The following is a 15852-nucleotide window of genomic DNA, read 5'->3' as shown; positions in this document are numbered from 1 at the left end:
ATAGTATTATAAATATTATGGAGTAGTATCTTCTTTTAGTTTGAAAAAGAATGTATGTTCCCTGAAAATTTGCTCTACAAGTCCGAAACGTATAAAATCGGCCAGAAGTCTGCTTGTGGTTATTCTTGGTATATTTGAAAGCTTACTGCATTTGTTCAGAGTAAGTTCACCGTACTTTTCCAGAATACTTAAAAGATGTTTCTCCCTGTCCGAATAAGTTACTATAACCTTCTCATCCTGCTTATTATACTTCCATCTGTTTAGAAATACAGTATCAGCCAGAATGTTTTCGTCTTTTATTCTAACGTATGCCCATGCCTTATTGTTCATGTCGATGGCATATACAGGCTTGTTTTTACTCTCTTCTATGGTTACTTCCAGTATATCCTTGCCTTGGACCTTGAAAATCTTGTTTGAGATGTTTACTTCCGGTGTGCAGTACATCTTGGCCGCAGCTTCAATCATGTATATTTCTTCTTCAGAACGTACGCCGGCAATCTTTCCGTTATCCTTTACACCAACCAATAGCCTTCCGCCTTCTGTATTTGAGAAGGCGGATATGCTTTTGGCTATTTTCCTTGCATCCGAGATTTCGAATTTAAAGTCCTGATGGACGTGCTCTCCTTCATCGATAAGTCTCTGGATATAATATTCATCGGTTGGTAACATATCTGTTCAGTTTTGTGTTTGTGTGTAGTTTGGCTTGTTTATTAATATTCGCAAGTCTTGTGTGTCATTATGTCGAGCACAACTTTGTCTGTCTCGTTCATACCGACAGAACCTATTCTTGTCAGGTTTCTAATGCTTAAATCAACATTGTCTTCTATGATACCCTCGACAGAAGTTACACATTTTTGTTCCATTGCCATTATTGCCGATAAAACAGCAGTCGAGACACCGCTGGTTAATTTCAAGGCGCAGCTTGGCTTGGCTCCGTCGCAAATCATCCCTGTTAGATTTGCAATCATATTCTGTACAGCATAGACAATCTGCTGGTAACCTCCTCCCATCAGGTAGGTTATTCCGCAGCTGCTACCAGTTGCGGCTACCACGCATCCGCACAATGCCGACAGACGTCCCAGACTCTGTTTTATATATATGACGGTGAGATGGCTTAATGTGAGCGCGCGGATAAGTTCTTCTTCCGATTTGTTGTTGTCTTCGGCATAGACTACTACCGGCATAGTAGCTGCAATACCTTGATTGCCGCTTCCGGAGTTACTCATTACAGGAATCATGGCACCGGCCATACGTGCGTCGCATGCGGCTGAAGTGTACGAAAGTATATGGGTGAAAGTATTGTTTCCCATAATATCTTTTTCATTTTTACATCCCATGAGTGTTTTGCCAAGTTCATGTCCGTAATGACCTTTCAATGAGCGCTCTGCCGCATTTTTGTTCAAGCGTTTTGACTCCAGTATAAATCTTATTTCCTCTAAAGGTGCTGTCATTGCAAAGTCGTAAACCTTACGGAGATTAAGATTTAATTCTTCTTCATTAACGTCGCTTTCGCTGGAAGCGTTTTCATTTAATATCACATTGTCGTTTTTACTTATGAAAACAAAATGTGTGTGACCGCCGCTTATTATTGCGGTAGCTTCATTATTGCCTTTCGAACATTTTACCTCGATGTACAGTTTCTCTTCAATACCGTATTTCAGACTTATGTCAATGGCTTGAGAATCTATCATCTTCTTTCCTTCTTCCACTGCCTCAGGTGTGCTGTCCTTCAATACCTCAAGCTGATATTCGGATTTACCGATTATTGCGCCCAATGCGATGGCAATAGGGAGTCCAATCATTCCTGTACCGGGGATACCTACCCCCATTGCGTTTTTCAGAATGTTTGCACTTAGCAGCACTGATATTTTTTCAGGTCGCTCTCCTAATGTCTCGGTAGCTTTTGCCACACAAAGTGCTACTGCTATAGGTTCTGTACAACCTATAGCAGGAACAACTTCTCTTTTTATAAGGGCTATTATTTGCTCTCTCTCTGATTTTGAAATCATATTACAGATTTTTTATTTTTTGTAGTTCTTTAATCCTGTTTCGAGGAAATCTATGTAGAGGTTAATATCCTCATCGTATGAATATGACTTGTTCAGAGGCATACCTTCATTGTCAACCAATACATAGAATGGTTGTGCATTCGCTCCGAATTTAGAGCGCTGCAGATAACTCCATTTGTCGCCTACTGTACGCAAAGTGCGTTCCTTACCGTTTTCATTGACAGTGATAGGTTCGGCCAGTTTTGTCTTGTCGTCAACATACAGTGTTATCAGTACATAATCTTCAGTTATGAGTTTGCTCACTTTCTGGTCCGTCCATACGGCAAGTTCCATTTTTCGGCAGTTTACACATCCATATCCGGTAAAGTCCAGCATTACAGGTTTGTTGTTCATACGTGCATATTCCATTCCGGCTTCATAATCAGTGAATTTTGCATGTACTTCATTCTTGTACAGGTTGAAGTCCTGAGTCTGCATTGGCGGTGCGAATGCGCTGACAGCTTTCAGAGGAGCGCCCCAAAGTCCCGGAATCATATATACGGCGAAAGCCAATGAAACGAGAGCCATGAAAAATCTTGGCACACTTACTTTCTGGTCATCGTCATCGTGTGGAAACTTGATTTTTCCTAATAGGTACATACCAAGCAGGCCGAAGATTACAATCCATAAAGCGAGGAACGTTTCACGGTCGAGTATTCTCCATCCGTATGCAAGGTCTGCCACAGAAAGGAACTTCAATGCGAAAGCCAGTTCAAGGAAACCTAAAGTGACTTTAATTACATTCATCCATCCACCTGATTTTGGCATTGATTTAAGCCAAGACGGGAACAGGGCAAACAATGTGAAAGGCAATGCAAGAGCTATGGCAAAACCAAGCATTCCTATGGCCGGAGCTATTATACTGCCGGTTGTAGATACCTCGACGAGCAGGAATCCTATTATAGGGCCTGTGCATGAGAATGACACAAGCGATAATGTAAATGCCATAAGGAATATGCTTAACAGTCCGGTAGTCTGTTCGGCTTTGCTGTCAACGGCGTTGCTCCATTTTGACGGAAGAGTTATCTCGAATGCCCCGAAGAACGATGCGGCAAAAACAAGAAGCATCAGGCAGAACAGTATGTTGAATATGGCGTTTGTTGACAATGCGTTAAGAGCGCTTGCTCCGAAGATGAGGGTTATTGCAAGTCCAAGTGTAAGATATATAATAACGATTGAAGCACCGTATGTCCATGCGTCGCGGATACCTTTCTTCTTGTCCTTAGTACGTTTCAGGAAGAAACTTACTGTCATAGGTATTATAGGCCATACGCAAGGAGTGAACAAAGCAAGGAGTCCTCCGACCAATCCGGTAAGAAAAATATATATCCATGACATTGACTCTTCGCCGGCATGCTCTCCGAAATTATTAAGTTCGTTGATTACAGGTTTCCAATAATCAACTTTTTCTGCAGAACCGATTTTTAATGGAGTAAGGCTTAATCCGGCATTGTTTTCTGTCTCGTTCGCTGTTTCATTGTTACTTTCGCTTGACGGTGCAACGTTTTTGCCTGTCCCATTAAAATTAAAATCAACACTGGTAGGAGGGAGGCAGTTTTCGTCGTTACATGCTCCGTACTCAAGATATCCTTTTATACTATAATTACTATCCGTAATTTTTATTTTCTGAGTGAAAGTGGCTTTGTCTTTGAAATATCTTACTTTCATTCCGAAAATAGGATCCATTTCATTTATTTCGTTTCCCGAAGGGGTAAGTTTTCCAACAATTTCAACTCCTTCTATTTTATCGATATTGAAAGTGGCCGATATTGGACCTCCGTCTCCTAATTCGGTGGAATAGACATGCCATCCTTTATCAATAGTTGCGTTAAAGATGATTTCAGCTTCTGTGTCTGAATTTTGTTTCCACTCGGTTTTGAATTTAATAGGCTCTTGTATTTGAGATAGAGCCGGCAAAATTAAGAGTACTGACAACAGCCAGCAAAACAGCAATCTTTTTGTCATTTGATACAATAAAATTAATAGTTTATAATATTTCTGCAAATATACTCATTTTTATATGATTTATTATTTTTGTCAATTCCCTTATATGATTTTTTATGTGTTGAAATGCTTTATGGAATTATTTTTTTGATAAAAAGACAATTTTTTCTCTTAAAAGTTTGCACGTTTTAAAAAAAACTGTACCTTTGCATCGCTTTTGAGAGATAAAGCACTTCTAAAGAAGTTTTGGAGAGGTGGCAGAGTGGTCGATTGCGGCGGTCTTGAAAACCGTTGTACTGCGAGGTACCCGGGGTTCGAATCCCTGTCTCTCCGCAACAAACGCTGAAAATCAGCAAATTGCAAAACAAACACCCAGTTTTACACCCAAGAATGTAAGGTCGGGTGTTTTTGTTTTATTTAAGATAATACAACCACTACATAATAAAAGAGTAGCGATATTAAAAGAATCCGATGAGAAAAGACTAATATTTATCTATCCATTCAGTTTGATTTTTCAGGACTTTACATCGTCCTGAAAGTATTTGTTATTGTATTCCAACGTCAGGAGTGGATTATAATACAAGTTTTTTGTGTGGATAGAATTTCGTTTTGCTTAATGTACGAAAGTACTTATCTATAAACGCATGAAATATTAGCACAATGAATCATTGGAAATCAACTTTGGCCGTGATAGGAATAGGCCAACTCATATCTATTTTAACAAGTACGATTGTTGGCTTCTCCATTATTTTTTGGATTAGCAACGAATTTAAATCCCCGACAGCTTTATCTCTGGCTATTTTAGCTGGATTTTTACCACAATTTGTATTAGGCTTGTTTGCCGGGGTCTATGTTGACAGATGGAATCGAAAGAAAACGATGTTTTATTCGGACTTGTTCATCGCGTTCTGTACCCTATGTCTTTTTATTGTGATAACCAAGGGTTATAAAGACCTTTCTTTTTTTTATCTATTGACTGCTTGTCGTTCAATAGGCAGTACGTTTCATGCACCTGCTTTACAGGCAAGCATCCCTCTACTGGTTCCCAAGCACCATCTTGTCAGGGTATCAGGTTTGTACCATTCCATTCAATCCTTCAGTGAGGTGATAGCTCCCGTTGTAGGGGCAAGCCTCGTTGTTTGGCTTCCCATACAGTATATTCTGCTCATAGATGTGATCGGAGCTGTTGCTGCTTGTCTGACCTTACTTTGTGTCCAGATTCCTTCTCTTCAAAAAACGAAAGTTCTTCCAGATTTCAAAAAAGAACTGACGGAATGTTGGCATACCTTGCGGCGTACAATGGGCATTTTGCCTTTATTCGTATGCTTTACGCTGGTGACTTTTGTCCTTATGCCTGTTTTTACGTTATTTCCTTTTATGACGCTTCTGCATTTCAACGGAAACATTTTGCAAATGGGAGTTGTGGAAATGGGTTGGGGCTCAGGGGCATTGTTGGGCGGTTTAGTACTTGCCTGTAAGGCTTTGAAAAGCAAGCAAACATTAGTGATGCATACGGCTTATGTGATATTGGGATTGTATCTGATTAGCGCCAGTTATTTACCATCAAGCGCATTTATAGGTTTTGTTTGCCTAACATTTACAGGAGGCATAGCCTATTCCATTTACCATGCGCTTTTCATCGCTATTATTCAGCAGAACTTGGCTTCGGACATGCTTGGACGGACTTTTTCTCTCATCTTTAGTTTGAGTACCTTTCCATCAATGCTGGGTATCGTAGCTTCAGGATATTGGGTGGAAGCATGGGGTATCACATCCGTCTTTATGATCAGCGGATGGGTTATCTTTCTGATTGGAGTGGGTGCAAATTTTATTTCTTCAATCAAGCAGTTGGATAATTACGCATAGTATTATTTATTAAAGAATTATTATATGACAAAGAAAGAACACACTACGATTACAGAGTTATTTCAAGTTTTGGACTTGTTGGAAAGCCTGGACATGCAGTTTTGGTTGGATGGAGGCTGGGGAGTGGATGTCTTGTACGGACAGCAAACCCGCTTGCATAGAGATATTGACATTGATTTTGATGCCAATTATACAGACCAACTCCTTGATCTTTTGCAGGAGAGAGGATATCAAATTGAAACAAATTGGTTGCCCACCCGTATGGAACTGTATAGCAAAGAATTAGGCTATATTGATATCCATCCTTTTGTCTTGAATGCGGACGGCACTTCCAAACAAGCCGACTTGGATGGAGGCTGGTATGAATTTCAACCGGACTATTTTGGAACAGCAGTCTTTGAAGGCAGAAGCATCCCTTGCATTTCTGCAAAAGGGCAACAAGTATTCCATTCGGGCTACGATTTAAGAGAGAAGGATATTCACGATTTATCTATAATTAAACAATGTATAACAACAATGAGCCTAACAATTAGATAAGAACAAGAAAATGACAGAAAAACAAATTGTCTGGTATATCTTACTTACAGAAGTAAAGATAGACAGTGACACCCAGTCTGTCACATCCCTGAGTGTAGCTCCATTGGCAGTCTTGCCGGAATTCCAGCGTAAGGGAATTGGGGGGGATGTTGATTCAGTAAGCCCATCAGAGGGCAGCACTTTTGGGTTACGGCACAGCAGTCGTATTGGGGCATAAAGAGTATTATCCTCGATTTGGCTATCGCAAGGCTATCGATTTAGGAATTGAATTTCCTTTCGAAGTCTCTCATGAATATTGCATGGTGGCTGAATTAATACCTGGAGCTACTGAGAATGTGAAAGGTATGGTTTGTTATCCAACTGACTTTAAATAGTTTAACAAGTAAAATTCATTATATAACTCGGACTGGGTATTTCAATTTCCCAGTCCGTATTCTGATAGTACTTATTCAATTGGAAGATTGTGTTGCTTCAAGAATGAAAGTTTATCCCAATACCCTCTTTGAAAGACGATTTTGTTATCTTTTACATGAAAAAATCCGCATCCACGAAGTCCAAGAGAGTCTTTCCATTCCATGATAGCCCATTCGCCATCTTCAAAAATATTTTCCACCATACAAACCATTTTAGCAGTGGCAAATTCATTCACAAACATTTTGTAGATTGATTCTTTACCTATTATTGGTTCGTTTGCGACTTGATGATTTACTGCATTAGTAGCATACAGCTCTGCTATATGATAAGCATCTGCTTTGTTAAAGCAATCTATCCATTTTTCCAAAACTTCTTTAGGCTTCATTTTTTATAAATTCTTAGGATTTTGATTCTGTAATAAAAACAATCTGTTTGGATGCATAGATACTTGATTTTATTAATAATAGGCTATTCTATATTCTAAATCCTCTGGATTTTTGCTCTCTCTGCACCGAGTTACGTAGATTCTGCTGTAACTTTTCCCATTGTTCCTTAAACCATTGTACTATGGGTTGTCGGTTTATGGTCAGCATAAGCTTACCACTATCCATCGGATGTTTCTCAACCCTAAAAATATCATTCTTGATGTCAAATTTCCACCTGTGTTCTTCGGAATAAATTTTGCCACTACATTGTATGGATTCTTTCTTTGTCAAGAGGTTTTCTATCATGTCTTTGGTAAACCCGATAACAGCGCATAATTTTTCCATTCTCAACATCTCTTTGAACATGGGAAACCATTTGTGGGCTTTTTCAAGCAAGGTGCTCAATCGTGATATTTCCTTGTCTTTGGCTTCAAGTTCTTGATTATGTATTCTTTGAAGATTACGAATTTGTCTGCTATGCTGTTCCTGTATTTGTTGTATCTGAATTTTTAATTCATCAGTAGCTTTGTCCCGTTTGGTAATTTCCTGATGTAGCTGCTCGATGTGATGTTCCAGTTCTTTCAGCTTACCGCTTCCGAAAAGAGAACCTACACCGCTTGCTATGGCGGTAGCAGCATTGGTGGCTGTTTTCTTTAGTTTGTCCGTGCGTATCTCTGCTTTTACCTGTTTGAGTTCCTGTTCGGCAAGGCTTACTTGTTGTTCCTTGTGTCGCTTGGTTTCCTCTATACGTTGCAGTTCGGCTTTCTGCTTCTCAATGATGAAATCATTTCGTTCCAGATGCTCTTTACCTGTGACAGCTTTTGCCTGTCCACGTTCCATCAGGAGAATATCGGAAGCAAGGGTCTGCATGGTTGCCATATCCTCGTCATTGAGCTTTCGGCTCTTTCCAGTTTCATGGTTCATCCAGTCGAATACGACATGAGCATGATAATTCGGCTTGAACCACTTTTCACCGACTTGGAAACTCTCCCTATCCCCGGCTTCGGGTTGTCCACTAAGCCAGTGTCCCTCGTCCTTGTGCAGGAAGATTTGCAGCGGTGTGATACCCCAGCGTCTTTGACATTCCTCACCGAATTTACGCACGTCTGCCAGTGTCGTATCCGGTCTGATGAGTAATACTCCCTCACGGATTGGTGAGCATCCAGCTACTTTTATAATCTTCCCATTCTTTCCCTTGCGTTCACGCTCCTTTTCCTGCATCGCTCGTCCGGTCTTTTCCTTGACCATCCGTTTGATGTTTTCATAGTGCGTCTGCAGGTTAGGACTGCCGAAGCCCGGGTTTATCCACTGCTCGTTATTGGAAGTCAGTTCGTGTACGATGTAGATTTGAGACTTGCCGATATTGCGCATATACTCGGCAGTTCTCCGGTTATGAGCCCCGCTTGATGTAACTCTGCAGGGCTTGATATGTATGCTTGACTTTGTTGCCATATTCTTAAATTTTGATTCGGATTGTTGATAAAATATTCTGTTGTCCGCTCATAGCCGCACAGGGTTCTTAGGGGTGTAACCCATAAGCGGAGATTGCAAAGAGAGGGTCACTCTTTGCTCGGGGTTCTCAGGGGAGAAACGCCCTGAGTGGGTTATTAGGGCAAAGCCCTAATCCCCTCGGGAGAGCCCACAACTACGTAAGCGAAGCGTGTAGTTATAGTGGGCTATAACCGGAAGCCTTTCGGTTTCTTGGATAGGGTATCATTCCTCTTTTTGACAGATTGCGCTTGCTCTTTCCTATCGGCTATTCGTTTCTGTAAATATTCGTTCAGATCTTTACATCCACTGTAGATTTGCGAGGCGTCACGTATATACCGGGTAGCATCATACTCCTTTCGGATTTGCTGTATTGCTTCCATTCCTGCACGGTCATTGTCAAAGAAACAGTGGATGCGCTCATAGCTTCCCAACGGATAGAGTGCCTTGGGAACATTGGCTACGGAATTAAGAACTATGTAATCCTGTCTGTCGAAGTCGGGTGATTGCGGACAGCTTTCCAGTCTTAAGGTCAGAAAGGAAAGGTAATCCATAAATCCCTCAAAAACGTAACATGCACTCCTTGGCTTTCCTGACTGTCTGATATGGGATATTTCTTTTGGTGCGATACATCCCTTGAAATATCGGTTGCGGATTTCATATCCGCCCGATATGTTCGGAAAAGCAATGGCAAAATACCGTTTGCCGTTGTGGGTGAAACGGGCTTCCTTACATTCTCTTTTCGCCAGTGCCGTGTTTATCCCTCTTTCCTGTAGGTAGGCAAGCAGGGAAGGAGAAGCCAGCAGCACAATGTCCAATTGCTGAAAACTCGGTTCGGAAAATGATTGCTTGCCAAAAGAGAAAGACACGGGATGTATGTGTGGTGTCTGTTCCTCGATTTTCTGTAGAAGATAAGGCACATAGTCGGAACAGTAAAGTTCCTGTGCCAGTGCAATGATATTTCCACCTTTACCAATTGCAAAATCATACCATTGGTTGCGCTCGGTATTTACTTTGAACGAGGGCTCTGTCTCTTCCCGTAACGGGGATTTATACCACAGGTTGATACCCTGCTGTTTGACGGGTGAATATCCCAAACTGTGCAGAAAATCCGCTATTTTGATTTGTTTTGCTGTCTGTATGTCCATAAAATGATTGCTTTAATAATGGTTGAATTGGTTTATTTTTCTTTTCGCCCGTACCTTTTTATGAAGTACGGTCTGTATAATCACTTCACTTTATTTTCGTATATATAGGATACGGTAATAAAGTGAAGCGGTTTTACATTCTCTGCAACCGCTTCGCTTTATCCTTAATATATAGACCTGCCGAATAAAGTGAAGTGATTACAAGTTAGACGGTCTAATAGTGAAAGTCCGGCTTGAACGTGTATTTCCTGCCGTTCTCCTGTACTATCATCCGTTTGTTCCGGAGCATGGTGATAAGTGATACCGCCTTTTGATGGTTCAGTTTTACACCTACCGACATATATGCCTTGATTAAGGCGGTTTCCAAATCCTTATAGCCGTATTCCTCTTTCAGCCCGAAAGCCGCTTCCAGTGCTATACGGTGCTGCTGTTCGGTAATATGTCTGTAAGGGTCGAACTTTTCCTCTTCCGGTCTTCCGGGTTTCTTCGCTTCGGGTCTGTACCCCTCTATGAGTTCAGGCAATGCATTGTCGTTGATACGGAAAGCGAAAGGCTCGAAATCCATTGCACGGATGTGCATGGCTGAAACATTGCTTATATCCCCGTTGCTTTTGTCCTTTTCCACTAGAAGCACGGTTTCCGCCTTGTTGTTCAGTTCCGTACCGATATGCCCCCTTGCGTTTTCATCGCCTTTGTTCTGGTGGAGTATCGTATGGATGTGTATCTGCCTGTCATCCGTCCACTGCATCAGTTTGGAAATAATGCGTGTCGATTCTCCGGGACTGTTGATGTCATATACCATATCACGGATGCCGTCTATGATTACAAGCCCTATGTCCGGTGTATTATAGATAGCCTGTTCGACAATCCTGATACGCTGTTCGGGCGTGTATTTCCTCAAAGCGAGAAACTCCAGATGTTCATTATCCCTGTCATCAGGAAGACCAGCAAGCCGTAAAATACGTTTCATGACTTTCAGACAGTGATAATGGCTTTGTTCTGTGTCCACATAAAGAATCTTCCTTTTTTCTTCCGGTAGTTCCGCAACATACCGCAGTACCGTACCGTTTTTCAATGCGGCGGCTACGATAGCCGATACATTGAAAGTCTTTTTACTCTTGGCTTTGCCGATGGATGCACTGAAATTGCCCAGTGTACCAATGACCGAACCTTGCACTTTTAGAATCTCAGGTGCTTTTTCGTAGATTTTCGACAGGCTCAGGCGTGAGGCTTGCCAAAGGATTATTGCCTGTTCTGCCGAAATCTCCTTTATTTCTTTCATATAGTCCATAAGCATACCTCCCATTATTTCCGTCCTCCTGTTTTCTTCCCGGCAAGCTCAAGAGCCAATTCCGCATCTACGATAATCTTGCGCCCTATCTGGGTAATCGCCTTGTCTATCTTACCGCTTTTCTTTATGCGGTTGGCAGTGGGCAGACTGCACCCGAACAGTTTGGCTATACCGAGTATTCCGTACACATACTTCTTTTCCGTGTCTGTAACTGGTTGCGGCAATGCTTCGGCCTGACCTGAAGCGTGCTTACTCAGGAATATGAATTCTTCGCCTGTCATTTGCCAGACGGGTTTTGATAATAATTCTTGGATATTTGTCATCGTCCAATCTATTTAGTCGTTAAACAATCAGCCCTGCGCACTGGCTGTTATTTCTGTTCTCGAACGATGCAAAATTAGGTAGGGTTATGAGTGGTAAGGATGGGGACGGTACAAACTGAATATCATTGTATCTTATTGAATATCAGAAAACAAAAATACCACTCAAAAATTATTTTGAGTGGTAAAAGTGGAACTTTCGTAAAGTATCAGGATATATCACGGATTATCTGAATATATGTTCCATTTCCTTGGCGAAATTTTGGTTGTTGTCACTGGGGAAATCTGAAACAGGCTCCTTGTACTTGGATTTGTAGTAGCTGTCGTCAATATCCAGCAGTTTCAGTATTCTGTCTTTCCATTTGTCCCTGTCCTGTTTGGAGAGTTTCTCGCTCATCAGGAATATCAGATAGCATACACGTATTTTCTCTCTCGGTTTTATTTTCAGCTTACAGTTGCAGGGGTGAAGATTCATATTGGCATAGAAATCTGGTGCGGAAATTTCTTCGAACTGCTCTCCTTCGCACACCTCATGAATGAGCGAAAGTAATTTCATGCTGAAATATTCCTGTTGTTCTTCTGTCGTTTCCTGCTGACTGATTGGCTCGCTTGATTTATTCTCTTGCTTTCCGTCAGGAATGTATTTCTTCAATATATCCAGAAAAAGGCAGCTTTGACGGTATATGTCCGCACAACAGTTCTTCATATATTGGAATGCCTCTGTTCTTGTAGCCTTTTGCTGGTCATAGAGTTTGTTCAGTTTGGCTTTTTCCCTGTCATATTCAGCCTTGCAGCGTTCATATTCTTTCTCTGCCTGTTTTTCCTCTTCGGCTGTATGCTCCCTGTAACCAATGGAATCATACCTGTTGTTGGCTTCATTCAGCGGCTTGCTCAGACTTCTTGTAACATCCAGCTGGGCTTCAATTTCCTGAGAATACCTTTCCATGTGCTGATAGCAAGCACGTTCTATGGCTCTGTCACTTAACGGGCGTATCTCATAAGCCTGTATGCTCTTTTCTATTTCAGTTTTCAGGCTGTTGAGTATCAAGGTGTATTGCTCTTTTTGCTTGTCAAGCACCAGTTCAAGGATAGCGGCTTCAAAAGATTTCATGTCATTATACTCCTGATAGAAATCCGATATGAATTTCTGCCTGTCAAAAGAAAAAGCGTAATTATCTATATAGTCTCTGTATATTCTGTTGAGTTCTCCATATTGGGGAATCATCGTCTGTATCTTTCCTGCCATATACTTTATATTATGGGTTCTTGTCCTTGTCAAAGAATAAGGTCAGTTCTTCTTCCATTTCTTCTATACTCGGTAGGGCAGATTTCAGATTTTCGGGTACTGCCTTGCTCAGTTGGTAATCGCTGATGCCTATCGGCTGGTCATATCCAGCCAAGGCATATTGTGCCACGACCTCATCCTTACCCCTGCACAGCAAAAGACCGATGGTCTTGTTATCATTTTCTCCCCTCAGTTTATCATCTACAACATTGATATAGAAATTTAACTGCCCTGCATATTCCGGTTTGAATGGCGTTGCTTTCAATTCCACGACAACATAGGCGTGGAGCTTGATATTATATAGGATCAGGTCGGCGAAAAAGTCACTGTCCCCAATCTGGAAATGTTTCTGTCTGGCAACGAAAGCAAAGCCGTTACCCATTTCCAGCAAGTAACGGGTTACATGCTTTACCAGCTGTTCTTCTATATCCCTTTCGTCAGCCTTTTCCTTTGCTCCTGCCAAGTCAAAGATATACGGGTCTTTTAACAGATAATTGGCAAGATCGCTTTGAGGTGCCGGAAGTGTGGCAGTGAAGTTGTTTACCTTGTTACTCTTGATTTGTCTGTCATACAGATTACTTTCAATCTGCATTTTCAGCACATTACTGCTCCAACCCATTTCTACAGATTGTTTCATATACCAATACCTTACACCTAATGGTAGCGGATTATTGAGTATGACCATATGGCTTGCCCAATTTATTCTTGCAATCGGTGACGCCAAGAATAAATCTTCTATATCCTCTATTTTTATTTTATAGATGGTTGCTACTGTTTTTGCTACATTCTGAAATTGCGCAGGAACCTCCTGCGTAATTTCTAAAGATTGATTATCAGCTGATTGTATTTGCGCAGTAAGCTCCTGCGTAAATTGCCCGCTGTTGAGTTTAAGGACTTCATTAGTAATGTTTTGAATATTAGGGACTGACAGTATTGAATCTGTTTCAATAAAACTACGAAGTACATTTAACGGATATAAACGGGCAAACTGGCACATATAAGTAAGATTACGCTCCGAATATCCCTTCTTTTCAGGATAATTGAATCTGATTGCCTGTGCCAACTTCTTGATAATTTTACCACCCCAGCCATGCAGGTTTTGGTGGTACAGTATATAATTGCCCATTTTCCAGTAATGGAACAACATCTGGGCATTGGCTGCGGTAATGAGCCGGACTTGTGCCTGTTCTATTTCCGAACCGACAGCATGGACAAAGGCATCAAAATGACCTTTCTTTATATTATGTTCGTTGTTATTTTCCATATTACTAACTATTACTTAACAAAGATAACTCTAATAATGGATAATCTGTGAAACAGACTGATACTTTTATAGTTGGTTAAACTTGTTCATTGCATTAGCCTTAATATCATCGGCTATGTCAATGTAGGGCTTCATGGCTTTATAATCACTGTGTCCTGTCCATTTCATTACAACCTGTGCCGGAATACCGAGAGCCAGCGCATTACAGATGAATGTTCTTCTTCCTGCATGAGTACTGAGCAATGCGTATTTCGGGGTAACTTCATCTATGCGCTCATTCCCTTTATAGTAGGTTTCACGTATAGGTTCGTTAATTTCTGCCAGTTCTCCCAGTTCTTTCAGATAATCATTCATTTTCTGATTGCTGATAACAGGCAATACCATGTGGTTTTCAAAATGGATGTCCTTGTATTTTTCAAGTATGGCTTTACTGTACTTGTTCAGTTCAATACTCAGACTATCTGCCGTTTTAACGGTGGTGACTTCTATATGGTCGGACTTGACATCACTTCTCTTTAGGTTGCGAACATCTGAATAACGCAGACTGGTAAAGCAACAGAACAGGAAAACATCCCGGACACGTTCCAGATACTGTTTGTCTTTGGGTATCTGATAGTCTTTAAGTCTGTTCAGTTCTTCCCATGTCAGGAAGATTACCTTCTTGGGGGTGGTTTTCAATTTCGGTTTGAACGTATCGTATGCTATATTCTGGTGATAGTCTTTCTTGAAGCTCCACCGCAGGAACCATTTGAGGAATCCCATTTGTTTACCGATGGTACTGTTCCTCATATCCTTTTTGTCGCGCAGGAAATTGACATATTCGTTCAGTCCGAATTCATTGAAATATTCAAAGGTTAAATCTTCCTTGAACTCCTTGAGGTGATTTTTAACGGCTGCAAACTTTTCGTATGTGGATTCAGTCCAGTTATTCTGGTTGCCGCATTCTTTTACAAATTGATCGAATACCTCCCAAAAACTTATCTTTACGTCTTCCTGGTCTTCACTTGTATCTTTCATCCGCAGGTTGAATGCGTCCTTTAGCTGTTGGGTAGTGGGCATGGCTTCCTGTACCTCAAATTCCTTGAACACGTTTTGAATTTCGGTATAGTATTTCAGCAGATCGGCATTGATTTCAGATGCACTTTGCTTTAGTTTGTTGGTACACCCGTTCTTCACTCGCTGCTTGTCAGCATCCCACTTGGCTACATCAATGCGGTAACCCGTTGTAAACTCAATGCGCTGACTTGCGTATATGACACGCATACGGATAGGCACGTTCTCCACGATTGGCACACCGTTCTTCTTCCGGCTTTCCAATGCAAAAATGATGTTTCGTTTGATATTCATAATTGGGTGCGTTTGAAATTCTACACCCAAATATACACCCAATATTTGGAATAGCAAAAGATATTCAGAAAGATTTAGATTTACTATGTACTCCAAATAGTGATTGATTATTAATGATTTGCAATTTTATGATATTTCTTGAATATGTAGGTTCGAGAGCCTGTCTCTCCGCAATGAAATCCGTTAAGTTATTGCTTAACGGATTTTTTTTGTATATAACACATATTGGAATTGTCATGTCTAATATTCAATAAAAGATAAAAAGCACATTCCTGATATTGTTGGGTAACTCTGCTTTTGCCACAGTCAGTCACCCAACAAGGAACAGTGAATTATAATTTAATTGTGATGGTATTTATCTATAGATGTAGATTCCAAAACGAAGTGCAACGTTTTGGTCTTTAAAAGTAGTAGATTCAAGTAGGAAAGTGTTAACTTTGCCTCGTGGATCAAAGAGGAGGCGAGCTCTGCTGAG

At 41.0% G+C, this 15852-nt stretch carries 12 protein-coding genes, 1 tRNA gene and 2 pseudogenes; 3 read left to right on the top strand and 12 right to left on the bottom strand.

Annotation, left to right across the window (positions count from 1 at the left end):
- Window positions 1-15 precede the first annotated feature (15 nt).
- The 4 genes and pseudogenes from H6A27_RS10730 to H6A27_RS15600 all read right to left on the bottom strand — a co-directional run.
- Window positions 16-669: an ATP-binding protein gene (locus tag H6A27_RS10730; protein WP_204403729.1), complete on the bottom strand. Its 654-nt coding sequence runs from the start codon at window positions 667-669 to the stop codon at window positions 16-18.
- Between the two features lie 41 nt (window positions 670-710).
- On the bottom strand, window positions 711-2009 hold the full coding sequence (locus tag H6A27_RS10725; protein WP_204403731.1) for an L-cysteine desulfidase family protein: 1299 nt from the start codon (window positions 2007-2009) through the stop codon (window positions 711-713).
- Window positions 2010-2021: 12 nt separating this feature from the next.
- Window positions 2022-3473, bottom strand: a pseudogene (locus tag H6A27_RS10720) (protein-disulfide reductase DsbD family protein); the annotation flags it as partial.
- Between the two features lie 89 nt (window positions 3474-3562).
- Window positions 3563-4013, bottom strand: a pseudogene (locus H6A27_RS15600) (protein-disulfide reductase DsbD domain-containing protein); the annotation flags it as partial.
- A gap of 227 nt (window positions 4014-4240) precedes the next feature.
- Between H6A27_RS15600 and H6A27_RS10715 the strand changes: the two are divergent.
- From H6A27_RS10715 to lnu(AN2), 3 genes are all read left to right on the top strand, one after another.
- Window positions 4241-4325 (top strand) — tRNA-Ser (locus H6A27_RS10715).
- Between the two features lie 327 nt (window positions 4326-4652).
- Window positions 4653-5858 (top strand): macrolide efflux MFS transporter Mef(En2), encoded by a 1206-nt coding sequence (gene mef(En2) / locus H6A27_RS10710; protein WP_005786079.1) that lies wholly within the window; start codon window positions 4653-4655, stop codon window positions 5856-5858.
- 24 nt (window positions 5859-5882) lie between these two features.
- Entirely contained in the window at window positions 5883-6395 is a 513-nt protein-coding gene (gene lnu(AN2), locus H6A27_RS10705; RefSeq protein WP_009038171.1) for a lincosamide nucleotidyltransferase Lnu(AN2), read from the top strand.
- A gap of 445 nt (window positions 6396-6840) precedes the next feature.
- Here lnu(AN2) and H6A27_RS10700 read toward each other — a convergent pair whose 3' ends face one another.
- The 8 genes from H6A27_RS10700 to H6A27_RS10665 form a co-directional block, all read right to left on the bottom strand.
- Entirely contained in the window at window positions 6841-7194 is a 354-nt protein-coding gene (locus H6A27_RS10700) for a nuclear transport factor 2 family protein (RefSeq protein WP_004308780.1), read from the bottom strand.
- Window positions 7195-7282: 88 nt separating this feature from the next.
- On the bottom strand, window positions 7283-8686 hold the full coding sequence (locus H6A27_RS10695) for a mobilization protein (protein ID WP_122334454.1): 1404 nt from the start codon (window positions 8684-8686) through the stop codon (window positions 7283-7285).
- Window positions 8687-8910: 224 nt separating this feature from the next.
- The gene (locus tag H6A27_RS10690; protein ID WP_204508673.1) at window positions 8911-9870 is read right to left on the bottom strand and encodes a toprim domain-containing protein; all 960 of its coding nucleotides are present in this window, start codon (window positions 9868-9870) and stop codon (window positions 8911-8913) included.
- Window positions 9871-10084: 214 nt separating this feature from the next.
- On the bottom strand, window positions 10085-11161 hold the full coding sequence (locus H6A27_RS10685) for an AAA family ATPase (RefSeq protein ID WP_032562674.1): 1077 nt from the start codon (window positions 11159-11161) through the stop codon (window positions 10085-10087).
- 14 nt (window positions 11162-11175) lie between these two features.
- Complete coding sequence (locus H6A27_RS10680; RefSeq protein ID WP_007842330.1) at window positions 11176-11484, bottom strand: DUF3853 family protein; 309 nt, start codon at window positions 11482-11484, stop codon at window positions 11176-11178.
- Between the two features lie 223 nt (window positions 11485-11707).
- Window positions 11708-12727: a hypothetical protein gene (locus tag H6A27_RS10675; RefSeq protein WP_118047879.1), complete on the bottom strand. Its 1020-nt coding sequence runs from the start codon at window positions 12725-12727 to the stop codon at window positions 11708-11710.
- 10 nt (window positions 12728-12737) lie between these two features.
- Window positions 12738-14030: a PDDEXK nuclease domain-containing protein gene (locus H6A27_RS10670; RefSeq protein WP_204508672.1), complete on the bottom strand. Its 1293-nt coding sequence runs from the start codon at window positions 14028-14030 to the stop codon at window positions 12738-12740.
- A 66-nt stretch (window positions 14031-14096) separates the two neighbouring features.
- Entirely contained in the window at window positions 14097-15377 is a 1281-nt protein-coding gene (locus H6A27_RS10665) for a site-specific integrase (protein WP_204508671.1), read from the bottom strand.
- Window positions 15378-15852: the final 475 nt, after the last annotated feature.

The sequence above is a fragment of the Bacteroides caecigallinarum genome (assembly GCF_016902295.1).
GTDB classification, from domain to species: Bacteria; Bacteroidota; Bacteroidia; order Bacteroidales; family Bacteroidaceae; genus Phocaeicola; species Phocaeicola caecigallinarum_A.
Note: the sequence above shows the minus strand (reverse complement) of the source record. Positions and strands in the feature narration are given on the sequence as shown.